A 13,178-nucleotide genomic window follows, 5' to 3' on the forward strand; every position below is an offset into this window, starting at 1 on the left:
GTGTCCGCTTCGGGAGTGCAAAGGCCATGGGGCGGACGCGTCACGGTCTACGGCTTGAGGGACGTGAGCAGGCGGCGAGGGCCGCTCGCAAGTGCCCGTCGGACTGGGCGAGAAGGCGGGCCGCCGTCGGGCCGTCCACGTCGGCCAGGAGGGTGAGGATGGCGTTCTTGACCTCGCCGTCGGTGGCGGTGAGGGCCTGCTCGATCTCCTTGTCGTCGGCGCCGGTGGCGAGGGCGACGATGCGGTGGGAGCGGGCGCGGAGTTTGTCGTTCGACGCGCGGACGTCGACCATCAGGTTTCCGTAGGTCTTGCCCAGCCGGATCATCGTGATCGTCGAGAGCATGTTGAGGACGAGCTTCTGTGCCGTGCCGGCCTTCAGGCGGGTGGAGCCGGTGAGGAGTTCGGGGCCCACGACGATCTCGATGGCGTGGTCGGCGGCGGTGCCGAGGGCGCTGCCGGGGTTGCAGGCCAGGCCGATGGTGAGGGCGCCCCGGGTGCGGGCGTGTTCGACCGCGCCGATGGCGTAGGGCGTGCGGCCGGACGCCGAGATGCCGACCACCGTGTCGTCCGGGGTGAGGCCGAGGGTCTCCAGGTCGGCGCGGGCCAGTTCGCGGGAGTCCTCCGCGCCCTCGACCGAGGTGACCATGGCCTCGGGGCCGCCCGCGATCAGGCCGACGACCCGGGCCGGGTCGGTGTTGAACGTGGGCGGGCACTCGGAGGCGTCCAGGATCCCCAGCCGGCCCGCCGTGCCCGCGCCCGCGTAGACGAGCCGGCCGCCCCGGGCCATCCGCTCCGCGACCGCGTCGATCGCGGCGGCGATCTGCGGCAGCCGCGCCGCGACCGCCCCGGCCACGGTGGCGTCCTCGCCGTTCATCAGCCGCGCGATGTCCAGGGTGGGCAGCCGGTCGATGTCCGCCAGCTCCGGCCGGAAGGCCTCGGTGGTCAGGGACTCCAGCTCGGTTCTGAGGTCCCGGGGGTCGGAGGTGGAGGTCATGACGGCTCTTTCCGTGCTTCCCGTGTCTGTGTCGGTGCGGTGTTCAGGGACGGTGCCGGTGGGCCAGTGCCTCGTACGACGCCGAGAGCGCCGGCGCCGCCGTGTCGTACGTCCGCTGCGCCACCCCTATGAACAGGCAGTCCACCACAAGGAGCTGGCCGGTCCGCGACGACATCGCCGCCGGACGCAGTTCGCTCTCCCGGGCGGTGGACGTGGTGAGGACGTGATCGGCGTACTGCGTCACCGGCCCGTCCGGGCGGCCCGTGATCGCCACCGTCGTCGCGCCGCGCTCGAAGGCGACCCGCAGCGGCTCGATGACGTCCCCGGTGGACCCCGAGTGCGTGATGGCGACCGCCACGTCACCGGCCCGCAGTTGCACCGCGTTCGTCACAGCCAGATGCGGGTCGCTGTGGGCGTGGGCCATCAGCCCTATGCGCAGCAGCTTCTGCGTGAGGTCCTGGGCGACCAGACCGGACGCCCCGACGCCGTACACATCGGTGCGCCGGGCCGCGACCAGCGCGGTGACAGCGGCGCCGAGCTGGACGGTGTCGAGCCCGGCGGCGGTGTCGGCGAGGGTCTGCTGTTCGTCGTAGGCGAGCTTCGCGACCACGTCGGCGATCGGGTCGTCCACCGCGATGTCCGTCGTGATGGCCGGGGCCCGCCCGGACTGCTGCTGCGCGGCGAGGCCGGCGAGGGCGAGGCGCAGGTCCCGGTAGCCCGGATAGCCGAGCAGCCGGGCGGTGCGTACGACGGTCGCCTCGCTGGTGCCGGTGAGTTCGGCGAGGCCGGTGACCGTGAGGGCCGCGCAGCCGGCCGGGTCGCCCGCGACGGCCTCGGCGACGCGCTGCATGGAACGCGTCATCGACGGCGCCAGGGTCCGGACCTTGGCGGCGAGGGCGGCGGGGGCGGGCGGGGTGCCGAGCGTGCCGACCATGGCGCTCGGGCCTCCGGTGTCGCCCTTGCCGTTCCGGCCGCCGTTCTCAGCGGCGAAAATTTCCTTCACTCTACGGGTCACCCTTGAAAGATATTTTCGGCTCGGTGCCGGGGTCAAGAGTGCGCACAATGGGGGGCATGGAGCCCATCACACCCCTGGAGCAGACGCTGCACGCCGCGCGTGCCCTCGTACTGGCCGACCTCGTCGCGGGACGCGTCGCCGAGGCGGATGTCGTGTCCCTCGTCGAGGAGGCCGTCACACAGCGGCGGTGGTGGGTCGAGCAGTGGCCCGAGGGCGCTCCGTATGTCGCCGGTCTGGTCGCGCAGGACGTCCAGGACGCCCTGCTGGAGCGGTACGGCCGCTGGCCGCTGTGCCCCGTGTGCGGCGACGACCCGCACGCGCTGGACGTGGATCCGGTGCTGGGGGCCGACCCGCACTGGGTGTGCGGCGAGGCGGGCGTGAAGGTCGCGGCGGTCGGGTCGCTGAGCGAGGCCCTCGGCGGGGCGTCCTCGTGAGGGCCTGGTGACGATCTACATCGACCCACCGGCCTGGCCCGGACACGGCCGCATGTGGTCCCACCTGATCAGCGACGTCTCCTACGACGAACTGCACACCTTCGCCGAACGCCTCGGCGTCCCCCGGCGGGCCTTCGAACGCGACCACTACGACATCCCCGCCCAGCGGTACGCCGACGCGGTGGGCGCCGGGGCCGTGGAGGTCAGCAGCCGCGAGGTGGTGCGGCTGCTGCACGGGGCGGGGCTGCGACGACCCAAGGGTCTTTACCGCTCGCCGGGTTCACCGAGCTCGTAGGCTCAGCCGGTTCGCAGGCTCAGCCCGTTCGTAGGCTCTGCCGGCTCGCAGGTCCACTCAGCTCGCAGGTCCACTCAGCTCGCGGGTCCACTCAGCTCGCGGGTCCACTCAGCTCGTAGGTCACCTGCTCGGTGTCCTCCGCCACGGCCGTGAATCCGGCGCGGGTGAGGACGTTCCGCGAGGGCGTGTTGTCCCGCTCGACGTTGGCGACGACGGTCCGTACCTCGTCCCGGGCCAGCGCCCACGCCGACAGCGCACGCAGGGCCTCGGTGGCGTAGCCGTTGCCCCGGGCCGCTTCGACCAGGTCGTAGCCGATCTCGACCCGCCCCGCCTCGTCGGGAACGGCGTGGAAGCCCATGGCGCCGAGCGCCTGGTCGTCCTCGCGGCGGACCAGCACGTACATGCCCCACTCCGGCCGGTGGACCCCGTCCTCGTACTGCTTGAACACCAGCCCGGCGCCCACCCGGGTGCCCTCGGCCGGGCTCCCTCCGAGCCACTCGAAGCAGCCGCCCTCACCGACCGTGGCAAGGTCGTAGGCCACCGCCGGGGTGACGCCCTCGAGGGCGAGCCGTTCGGTCTCGACGACCAGGTTGTTGTTCCACCGCCACTCGGTGACGGGCGCCCGCCCCGGCAACTCCCCCCGGCCGGTGGCCCACAGCAGGGTCTGCCAGGGGTTCGGTCCCGGCTGGACGTGCGGAAAGATCCGCCTGAGAACGAAGTCGCACAGCTCGGAGTCCGCCTCGTACGGCACGCCCAGTCCTTCGGCGATGTCGTGCGTGTGCAGCAGCACCTCGGCCGCTCCCATCGCCGCGAACCCCTCACGGTTCGCGCTGCGGAACGGATACGGATGGAAGGCCCGCACCTGCCGCGGAGTCGTCCGGATCGCCGCCGCGAGCAGAGCCCCCGTCGTCCGGATCACCTGCACCGCACCCGCGTTGCCGGCCCCCTCCTCCAGCGACAACTCGAAGGGCGTGTACGCCTCGGCCTCCCGCCCCGCCAACTGCCCCGCGTACGCGATGAGATCCTCGGCGATATGCACGGCCGTCTCCCGACAACTCCACGCGAGCCGCCCGGCCGCCGCCCCCTCCCAGTCCCGGTCGGTGACTCCCCCCAGCAGGCCGACACACTCGCCGACGGCCTGTTCCACCTGTTCCGCGCCTGTTGTCCACATGGTGGGGAGGCTATGAGGGTGTGGGGGCCTCGGGCGACGGGTTTTCCGGGGCGGGGAACCAGTCTTCGATCTCGTGACGCATGCCGAGTCCGGTGGCCTTGAGGGCCGTTTCGCGGAGCGTCTTGGCGGCGGAGAGGGCTACGACGGCCAGGGTGACGAGGGAGAGCGGGGGGTCGTCGGGGTGGAGGGTGGGGGTGGAAGTTTCCTCGGTGGTGAGGGTGCGAAGCAGGGCGTCTGCCAGGTGGTCTTCCCTGAGCCAGGTTTTCGACGGGGGGACGACGTCGTAGCCGAAGTCGGTGAGGGCGTCGGCTCGGCCTCCCACCGCGTGCAGGGCGGCGGGGGATACCGGGCCGCAGGCGGCGGGGTCGGCGAAGGGGCGGTACCTGTAGAGCGTGTTGTCGATGCCGCTGGCGGAGGAAACGGCCTCGGCCGTGACCGAGCAGCGGTAGCCCCATCTGGCGAGGACGGAGATCGCCTCGGGCAGTGAGATGCCCGTCTGCCGTGCCGCGAGGGCCACCCCGAAGAGGCTCAGGGGGCTGCCCGTGCGCAGCGTGACACTGTGACTGACAAGTGCGGTCTCAGCCGGCGAGGGCAGCTGTCCTTCATCGTCGGGGACAGGCGCCACCGCGTAGCCAAGATCCTCCAGCCGTGCGGCGATGGACTGGACGGGCCTTTGGAGATGGCGTGCCACGGCTGTCATGTAGAGGAGTGAGACCTCCTGATCCACCCAGGGACGCTGGGCGTTGTACAGAAGGAGCGTTCGGTCGTCCTCTGTCAGTTCGCAGCCGTTTGTGGCGTCGGGGGGCAACTGGAAGCCCAGCTCGGACAGGAACTCCGTGATGCGGAGCATCGTCGCGTCCGTGTCGTGGGCCACCGAGGCCAGCTGCGCCCGGGAGATGCGCAGAGCCTCATCGGGGGACGGTTGGGTAGCGCACGACGACCACAGGCGCTTGATGATGCCTTGCTCCTCCTCTGTCCAGTGCTCCCGGACCGGGTGGTCCTCCGGCACGGTGAAGCCCAATTCCCGCAGACGCCGCGCGGCTTGCGGAGTGGAAGTGGCGCGGTACACGGCACTGACACAGACCTGGGCCCCCGAAAGTACCGAGTCTGGAGCCAGCCACTCCGACGCGGTGCCCATCCGCAGCAGGAGCGGAAGATCCTCGTATTCGGCGGCGGCGCAGCCGGACAAGGGTTCGACCTGGTAGTCCAGAGCGGTGAGCCGGGCGGCGACGTCCGCGGGCGGGCGTTCCGACCTGCTGCTCAGCGCGAAGATCTTGGCGGCGCTGAGCGGCTGGCCGGGGTCGTGCCAATCGGCAAGGAAGCCGAGAAGCAGAGCGGGATGCCGGCTGTCCGGCTCCCCCGTCCAGTCTCTGTACGCCCTGTCCCAGCGCTTGGACGAACCTCTGGCGAGCAGCACCAGGTCGGAGGGCCGGGCGCACAACTCGTCGGACGGGCACGATTCCGGCAGTGACACCGGCCCTCCGAGTCCCGCGCGGTACAGCGCGCGCAGGCGCCAACGCAGCACACTCGGCGGCATGGTGCTGAAGAAGCGGGCAGCGTGGTGCCGACGTAGTTCCAGCCTGTAGCTGCCGGTCACCAGAGGGATGAGGTCGGCGTCAGGGAGGAAATAGCCAATCTTGCTGAAGGGCATCGAGTAGTCCCCGATGCGCCATTTCACGTCGGCGAGCTGGGCGTGCCGAGCCACGAGGTCGCCGAACCACGTCGAGGCCGAGCTGGCTTGCGTCAGCCACTCAAGGGTCGGAAGGGGAAGGTCCGGGAGTGTCAGACTCGGCGCCGCAGCGGTGAGCGTAGCCCTTACGTGATCGCGGTCGAAGGAACGCACCTTCTTCCGGTCGACGGTGAGCACCGGCGCATGCTCACCATGCAGATTCATGATGATGCCGTAGGGGAACTGGTGTACCGCCTGGAATGCCGGTTCCGTTTCCGTCAACAGGCCGTCGGACAGGACGATGCCCTGGCGGTCGATCCACCAGAGGTCCGGTGAACCGGACGCGAGGCAGACAGGGCCCTTGGCCCGAGCGCCCGACTTCCCTTGCGACAGCTCGATCTCAACAGCCGTAAGAGACAACTCTCTCGGCACCCACTCATGCCCGCGGGACCCGTGCGCCGCAGTCGTCTGATAAGCCGCCACCCACAGCAACCGCTGCAACGCGTCCACGCACGACATGCGCTTCCCCTGCCGCGACAGCAACAGCCGCACCGTCGTCCCCGGCTCGGTCCCCTCCCCAAGGTCCTCCACCCGGAACAGATTCCCCGGCCCCGCGATCGTCACCTGGAGCAGCCGCCCGGGCCGGCCGTCCCGCCCCATGCGGCAGGTGCGGACCACGATCTCGTCGGCCAGCATGAAGTAGCTCAGGACCCCGATGCCGAAACGGGAGTTGGGGTACAGGCGGAGCTTGGGTTCCGGGAGTTCGCTCCAGGCGACCTGTTCCTCGATGTACTCGGGCAGGTCGACGAAGCGGGTGCCGCCCTGGGAGAAGACGCTGCCGAGTTCGGTGAGGCCCATGCCGATGCCGTTGTCGCGGCACTCCAGGTAGGGGCGGCCGTCCGAGCCCACGCCCTGGACGAACTCGATCCGGCCCTCCCAGGGTGCCGTCGGACGGCCCGTGCGCTGGAGGTACTGCGTGCGGCAGTCCCGGTAGCGCAGCGCGTCCAGCGCGTTCTGGTAGAGCTCGCGGACCGCCAGCTCGCGGTCGCCGTAGAGCTGTTCGCCCATGAGGAGCTCCTGGACGCGGTCCTCGGCGAGCTGGAAGCGGATGCCGTCGGAGAGCTGGTCGGGGGTGTTGCCGTCGAGGCGGACCCGGCTGCCGTCGGCGTAGGGCGGCAGGTCGCTGAGCGGGGCCAGGGCGGGGTTGTCGTCCCGGTTGATCTCGCGGAGCAGGGTGTCGACGCGGTCGGCGTGTTCCCGTAGGGCGATCTGGACGGCCGGGTGGGTGCAGACCGCGTTCAGGGAGCGGCCGACACCGGAGTGCCGCCAGTCGGAGCGGCGCACGGTCGTCCTGAGTTCGCCGAGGTCGACGCTGTCGTAGATGCCGAGGTGCTCCACGACGATCTCGGGCAGGTCGACGGGGTCGACGGCCATCGCGTAGGCCGCCTTGAGCAGGGCGGAGACCAGGGGCTGGCGGACCTCGTGCTCGTCGCCGGTGGTGGCGGCGATGACGTCGTGGTCGTCGAGGGCGCCGGAAGGGCGGCCGGTGGAGGCCCGGCGGACGGAGAACGGGGCCGTGCGGTGTTCCTTCAGCAGCAGCATCAGACGGTCCGCGGAGAGTGCGTCGGTCACCCATGGCGGCTGGTCGGAGCCGCCCGCCACCTCGCCGAGGAGGGACTTGAGCTTCTCCGCCGCGTACAGCTCCGGCTGCTGGATCAGCCAGCGGTGGAACAGCCACCAGCGGATCCGCTCCACGGAGTCGCGGGCCGCGGTCTGGTCGTGCAGGGTGCGCAGCCGGCGCTTGAGGCGCGGGAAGCCCTGGCCGAACTTGCGGAAGCGGGTGTGGTCGGGGCCGGTGGCGCACAGGTCCGTGCCGAGTACGCCGACGCGCTGTGCGGCCTCCTGGGTCCAGAAGGCCTGCTCGACCAGGGGCAGCAGGACCGCCAACGCGGCCTCGGTCGGGGACAGAGCGACGTTGTCGGCGAGCCGGCCTGTGAGGAAGCCCAGTCTGTCGTGGGTGCGCCGGGCCAGTTCGTCGTCGTGCCAGGGGTCGTCGCGCAGGGCATGGGCCGCGCTGTCGTACATCGCGGCCAGCCGGGACGCCAGGGCGGCACAGGTCTCCTGGAGGTGCCGGCGGGCGGGGCCGTCGGGGGTGCGCTGCCAGACCGGGTGCCGTTCGGCGGAACGGATCCACGGGTGCGTCTCGGTGCGCCGGTCGGGGCCGGGCAGCAGCGGGAAGTCCTCGCCGCCCGGTGCGGCCGCGGTCTCAGTGACGACGGTGACCTCCTGCGGCGGGCGGGTCTTGCCGTAGGCGCGGTGCAGTTCCACGACCCGTTTCTGCACCCGCGTCGCGAACTCGTGCAGGTGCAGGGCATGCGGGTCCGCCGCGATCGTGTCCGCGAGGGCGCGGGAGAAGAGGCTGAAGGACTCGCCCGGCTGGGTGCCGGGGTCGAAGCCCGGCCGGACCGTCTCCTTCTCGCCTACGAACAGGGCCAGTTGGGGTGCCTTGCAGGCGTGCACGTAGGCCACTTTGCGGCGCAGCGTGTCGGCGACCTTGCGCCGGGGCCAGGGCTGGATGCCGGGCAGCGTGGCCATGGTGTCGCGGTCGATGCCCTCCCGGCAGGCGTCGACGAGGAAGACGACATGAGCCGCCGGGGAGTCCTCCAGTTCCCGCTCCCAGCCGATCTCGATGCAGCTCTCGGCGAAGACCCCGACCTCGAAGGTGGCGTCCTCGGGGATCAGGAAGTCCTTGCCCTCGAAGTGCTGGCCGTGTCCGCTGAGCAGGATCAGCAGGGTGTCGCCCCGGCCGGCGTCGCGCAGGAAGGCTCGGATGCGGCCGTTGACCGTGTTCGGTGTGATGCCGCGCTTGCTCTCGACGATCTCCGCCGTCCGGAAGCCGCGTTCGATGAGCATGTCCCGGATCCGCTGCAGGTCGTCGCGGACGAACGGCAGGTCCTGGATGCGCGGGTCGTCGTACTCGCTCGCTCCGATGAGGAGGGCCTTGTGCTGGACCTTGTGCATGCGCGGCGGGTCAGGCGGCGCGGAGGGATTCGGCTCCCGCGGTCGTCCTCGCCGCTGTGTTCCGGTTCGCCGTGCTGCCACTCATGCCGTCCCCCTGCCCCTCGGCCGTTCGTCCGACAACTTTAGTTCACAAAGGGGTTGTTGCGTCCCCTCATGAAGTCCCCGGAAGGCGCTAGGAAGGCCGTTTGAAGACCAGCGTCAGTCCGCGGGTGCCCTGCACCTGGCCGGTGCCGAGTAGCTGGACGCCGCCGCTCGCGGTGACCTGGAAGGACAGTTGGGCCTCGGCGAGCGGCAGGGTGCCGCCCCGGGCCGCGGCGTCCTCGAACAGCTGCTGGAGAGCGTCGACGGTTTCCGCGAGGTTCTTGCGCAGGGGACCGAGCGGTACGGACCGCAGGGCGGGTTCGCCGCCGCCGAACAGGCCCATCGAGTCGTCGCCCTCCTCGGTGACGGTGACCCAGAACGGCAGGCTCGGCTCGATGACCTCGGGCTCGCCGGCGTTGTCCATCCGTGTTCCCCTCCCTGTGGTGCGGTGGGGCCAACCCTAGAACCCGGGGGCCGGTCAGGAGGGCGAATCCTCCAGCAGTTCCAGCTCCGACCGCAGGTTGTAGCGGGCCGTCGCCTCCCACTCGCTCGCCCCGTGCGGGGTCCTGAACAGCCTCGGCAGGTCCAGGAGTTGGCGGAGGATCGTCGCGCGGCCCGTGCGGAAGGCGTCGTTCGGGACGAAGTGGTATTCCGCGCGGACGGCGGTGGTGTAGGCCGCGTAGGCCGACGGGGGTGAGGCGAGGATGGCCAGGTCGGCGTCGCAGAGGACCTGGCCGTCGGGGTCGTCGTCGGCGGGGTCGTGGGTGATCGTGAGGCGGACCAGGCGGGCCACTTCGGCGGTCTTGGCGGCGGGGACGCCGGCCTCGGTGAGGGCGCGTTCGGCGAGGCGGGCGGAGCGTTCCTCGTTCTCGGAGCGGTCGGGGAGATAGACCGCGTCGTGGAACCAGGCGGCGAGGCGCACCACGTCCGGGTCCTGCGCGTGCGGCTCCAGTGCGTCGATGTGGTCGAGGACCGCTGTGAGGTGGTGGACCGTGTGGTAGTGGCGTTGGGGCTCCTGCCAGCGGGTGAGCAGGTTGTCCGCGTACGGGGCAGGGTCGGGACCGCCGGCCGGGCCCCGGGCGGATTCCAGGGCGCGGGTGAAGCGGGTGCGCAGGGTGTCGGGATCGGGATCGGCCATGGAGTCATTCTCCCGCTGGGCCGGGGGTGGGACCTAGCGTGGGTCGTATGACGACTCCTGCTGATGTGCACGAGGAACGCGACCCCGAGCAGCCCGGGCGGCTGCTCACGATCGAGCGCGACGCGCTGATCCCGCTGCTGCGGGGCAGGGCCGAGGAGGACTTCGCACGGCCCGTGGCCGCGTGTCCGGGCTGGACGGTCCGGGATGTGCTGGCGCACTGCTCGGCCGTACTGACCCGGGTGGCGGAGGGCCGGTTCGAGGCGGGTGTGTTCTCGCCCGAGTCGAACGACCGGGACATCGCCGAGCGGGAGGGGTGGAGCAACGCGCAGGTCGTGGCGGAGCTGGAGCGCGGGCTGGGCGAGGCCGGGGCGGTGATCGCCGGGGCGGGCGGGAAGCTGGACGGTGTCGCGCTCGGGGAGTGGGTGCACGCCGGGGACGTGCGCGAGGCGCTCGGGGAGCCGGGGGCGTACGGCGGGGCCGGGCTGCCGGACGCGCTCGCGCTGCTCGCCCGCATCACCCACGAGCGGGGGCATGTGGCGCTGCACGCCGACCTCGACGACCTGGACGAGCCGCTGCGGCTGGGCGAGAGCGACGGGGAGCGGCCCCCGGGGCGGTTCATCGGGGACGGGCCGACCCTCGTACGGCTGTACGCGGGGCGTCGGGTCGGGGAGGCGACGTCGTATGAGCTGGCCGGGGTGGAGGCGAAGGAGCTGAACATCTTCGGATGACCGGGAGAAGACCCCTGGGGGAGGGGTGAAGGGGCCGGCCCACGGGAAGTAGTCTGGATTGGACTAGACCTGTGGGTGGGTTCCGGCCGCCCTCGACGCCGATGAACGCCGGCGAATGCCTATGAATGCCTATGAATGGGGTCCCATGAGCAAGCGTGCAGTCCTGGAGGTGATCGCCCTCGGCGTGGAGGACGCGGTCGCCGCCCAGGCGGGAGGCGCGGACCGTCTCGAGCTGGTCACCGACATGGCGGCCGACGGGCTCACCCCGTCCGCCGGGACCGTCGCCGGGATCCGCCGGGCCGTCGACCTCTCCCTGCGGGTGATGCTCCGGCTCACCGACGGCTTCGCCGCGGGGGACACCGACCGGCTGGTCCGGGTGGTGGGCGAGCTGCGGGAGGCCGGGGCCGAGGAGTTCGTGCTCGGGTTCCTCGACGCGGACGGCGGCGTGGACCTGACGGCCGTGGAGCGGGTCGTCGCGGTGCTGGACGGCTGCCCCTGGACCTTCCACCGTGCGATCGACCGGGCCGCCGACCGCGACGCCCTGCGCAAGCAACTCGACGGGATGCCCGGGCTCGACACGTACCTCACCGCCGGATCGGCCGACGGGGTCGACGACGGGCTCCCCGTGCTGCTCGCCGAGGCGGGACGGCAAGGGGAGCCCGGGTACGAGCAGCAGTTGCTGGTGGGGGGCGGGCTGCGCCTGGACCACATTCCGACGCTGCTGGCGGCCGGGGTCGACGGCTTCCACATCGGCGGCGCGGCCCGGCCGGAGGGCTGGGAGGCGCCGGTGTCGGCGCAGGCCGTCGCACGGTGGCGGACCGCCCTGGATGCCGCGCCCGTGTGATCCCGGGCGCCGCGCCCGCGTGACTCCGGGTGCCGTACCCGCGTGATCCTGGACGCTGCCCCCGCGTGTCTCCGGACGTCGCCCCCGCGTGCCCCCGGACGTCAGCCCCGTCAGTCCGTCCGCCCGCCCTCGCTGCTCGACTCCGGAAACACGGGGAAGCAGCGACCGCACCCGCGCGTTGTCCCGTTGCATGAGCCTGCGCTTCTCACTGATGGGTCCGGTACGAGCCTGGCGCGATGAAGAGGAGATCGAACTGGGGCCGCGCCAGCAGCGCGCGGTGCTGGCGGCGTTGCTGCTGAACAACGGCATCCGGCTGAGCAACGACCAGTTGATCGGCATGGTCTGGGACGACCCGACGCCGAGCGCGGTGATGGCACTGCGGACGTACGTCTACAAGCTCCGCAAGACGCTCCCGGAGCTGAACCTGCAGTCCAGGGACGGCGGGTACACGGCCCGCGCGGAGATCGTCGACGACTGCCGCGGCGAGCCGTTGGAGGGCCTGCGGAGTGCCTACTTCGATGCGCAACGGGTGCGGCTCGGCGACCACCGGCTCAAGGCCCGGGAGGACTGCCTCGAACGCGAGCTCGACGTGCTGGAGCTGCAGCGGCACGTCGCCGACTTCCCGCTCAGGGAACGACCTCGCGCCCTCCTGATGCGCGCGCTCTACCTGGAGGGCAGGCAGGGCGAGGCACTCGACCACTTCCACCGGGCGCGCGCCCTCCTCATCGAGGAACTCGGCCTCGAACCGGGGCCGGAACTGCGCGAGGTCCATGCGCGGATCCTCACCGGCGACCTCACCCTGCCGCGCAGGCCGGAGCAACTGGTGCCGGATCTGGTCGACTTCACCGGACGGGCCGAGGAGATCGCGCAGGCCCTGAGGACGCTGCCGGGCACCGTGGGCATCACCGGTATGCGGGGCAGCGGCAAGACCGCGCTGGCCACCCGGATCGGCCATCTCGTCAAGCAACGCTTCCCGGACGGGCAGATCTTCGTCAGGGGCAGGGACGTAGCCAACGAGCTGTTGCGCGCGGTCGGAGTCGAGAACCCCGTCGGCGACAAGGCCGCGCTGTGGCGGGAGAAGGCGCGCGGCAAGCGGTTCCTGGTCGTGGTCGACGACGTGCGGGACGCGGAGACCGTGCGCGATCTCGCCACGCCCGGCTCGGCGATGATCCTCACCAGTGTCCGCCGCTTGCACGAGCTGCCGGGGGTGACCTGGCTGAAGATCGCCGGGCTGGCCGAGCGGGAGGCGCGGGAGTTCCTGCGCAAGGTCATCGGCCCGGCACGCGCGGACGCGGAACCCGAGCAGGCCGAGAGGCTGCTGGAACGCCTGTCGCGACTGCCGCACCCGATCAGGGTGATCGGCGGCACGCTCAGCTCGCGTCCGCACTGGACGATCGAGATGGTCCTGCTGCAGATGGATCGCAAGAGCAGGCTCGTCGACGTGATCCCCGCCGACTGCGCCGCGATGATGGCCCCGCTGGTCGCGGCCGAGAAGCAGCTGAGCGATCCGGAACGGCGCCTGCTCATGTGCCTCGCGCGCCGGGACGTCGAGGTGATCGACAGTCACGAGGCGGCGGAGATGTGCGGGGGCGACGACGGCGAGATCGAGCTGGTGCTGGAGTCGCTCTCGGGCGTGCACCTGATCGAGCCGCTCGTACTCGGCCGCTACCGGCTGCCGCGGTTCGTGCGCCTCTGCTTCGCGCTGCGCGTGGCGGCTTCCTCACGGCCTGACCAGGCCGTATATGCGGAAACTATGCTCTGACGATCCGGCGCGGCCAGGTTGGCAGA

Annotated in this window: 11 protein-coding genes; 5 read left to right on the top strand and 6 right to left on the bottom strand. The window is 71.4% G+C overall.

What is annotated here, in order from left to right; genetic code table 11:
• Positions 1-40: 40 nt before the first annotated feature.
• Together murQ and KJK29_RS20895 are read right to left on the bottom strand one after the other, a co-directional pair.
• On the bottom strand, positions 41-994 hold the full coding sequence (murQ, locus tag KJK29_RS20890; protein WP_215120670.1) for an N-acetylmuramic acid 6-phosphate etherase: 954 nt from the start codon (positions 992-994) through the stop codon (positions 41-43).
• A 43-nt stretch (positions 995-1,037) separates the two neighbouring features.
• On the bottom strand, positions 1,038-2,009 hold the full coding sequence (locus tag KJK29_RS20895; RefSeq protein ID WP_215120671.1) for a MurR/RpiR family transcriptional regulator: 972 nt from the start codon (positions 2,007-2,009) through the stop codon (positions 1,038-1,040).
• A gap of 56 nt (positions 2,010-2,065) precedes the next feature.
• Between KJK29_RS20895 and KJK29_RS20900 the strand changes: the two genes are divergently transcribed.
• Together KJK29_RS20900 and KJK29_RS20905 are read left to right on the top strand one after the other, a co-directional pair.
• Positions 2,066-2,443 (top strand): hypothetical protein, encoded by a 378-nt coding sequence (locus KJK29_RS20900; protein WP_215120672.1) that lies wholly within the window; start codon positions 2,066-2,068, stop codon positions 2,441-2,443.
• 7 nt (positions 2,444-2,450) lie between these two features.
• Positions 2,451-2,738 carry a DUF4031 domain-containing protein gene (locus tag KJK29_RS20905; protein WP_215120673.1) on the top strand — a complete coding sequence of 96 codons (288 nt, stop codon included), beginning with the start codon at positions 2,451-2,453 and terminating at the stop codon, positions 2,736-2,738.
• A 91-nt stretch (positions 2,739-2,829) separates the two neighbouring features.
• Here the strand turns inward: KJK29_RS20905 and KJK29_RS20910 are convergent, their stop codons facing one another.
• The 4 genes from KJK29_RS20910 to KJK29_RS20925 all read right to left on the bottom strand — a co-directional run bounded on the left by KJK29_RS20910 (position 2,830) and on the right by KJK29_RS20925 (position 9,818).
• Positions 2,830-3,885: a GNAT family N-acetyltransferase gene (locus KJK29_RS20910; protein WP_215124379.1), complete on the bottom strand. Its 1,056-nt coding sequence runs from the start codon at positions 3,883-3,885 to the stop codon at positions 2,830-2,832.
• A gap of 34 nt (positions 3,886-3,919) precedes the next feature.
• Positions 3,920-8,599 (bottom strand): HD domain-containing protein, encoded by a 4,680-nt coding sequence (locus KJK29_RS20915; protein ID WP_215120674.1) that lies wholly within the window; start codon positions 8,597-8,599, stop codon positions 3,920-3,922.
• Between the two features lie 172 nt (positions 8,600-8,771).
• On the bottom strand, positions 8,772-9,104 hold the full coding sequence (locus KJK29_RS20920) for a Pepco domain-containing protein (RefSeq protein ID WP_215120675.1): 333 nt from the start codon (positions 9,102-9,104) through the stop codon (positions 8,772-8,774).
• 54 nt (positions 9,105-9,158) lie between these two features.
• Positions 9,159-9,818 carry an HD domain-containing protein gene (locus tag KJK29_RS20925; RefSeq protein WP_215120676.1) on the bottom strand — a complete coding sequence of 220 codons (660 nt, stop codon included), beginning with the start codon at positions 9,816-9,818 and terminating at the stop codon, positions 9,159-9,161.
• 47 nt (positions 9,819-9,865) lie between these two features.
• Here KJK29_RS20925 and KJK29_RS20930 point away from each other — a divergent pair, with 47 nt between their 5' ends.
• The 3 genes from KJK29_RS20930 (at position 9,866) to KJK29_RS20940 (ending at position 13,152) form a co-directional block, all read left to right on the top strand.
• Positions 9,866-10,546, top strand: coding sequence for a maleylpyruvate isomerase family mycothiol-dependent enzyme (locus KJK29_RS20930; RefSeq protein ID WP_215120677.1), 681 nt, complete (start codon positions 9,866-9,868; stop codon positions 10,544-10,546).
• A gap of 145 nt (positions 10,547-10,691) precedes the next feature.
• Positions 10,692-11,390 carry a copper homeostasis protein CutC gene (locus KJK29_RS20935; RefSeq protein ID WP_215120678.1) on the top strand — a complete coding sequence of 233 codons (699 nt, stop codon included), beginning with the start codon at positions 10,692-10,694 and terminating at the stop codon, positions 11,388-11,390.
• A 211-nt stretch (positions 11,391-11,601) separates the two neighbouring features.
• Complete coding sequence (locus tag KJK29_RS20940) at positions 11,602-13,152, top strand: BTAD domain-containing putative transcriptional regulator (protein ID WP_215120679.1); 1,551 nt, start codon at positions 11,602-11,604, stop codon at positions 13,150-13,152.
• Positions 13,153-13,178 lie beyond the last annotated feature (26 nt).

It is taken from the genome of Streptomyces koelreuteriae (assembly GCF_018604545.1).
GTDB lineage: Bacteria > Actinomycetota > Actinomycetes > Streptomycetales > Streptomycetaceae > Streptomyces > Streptomyces koelreuteriae.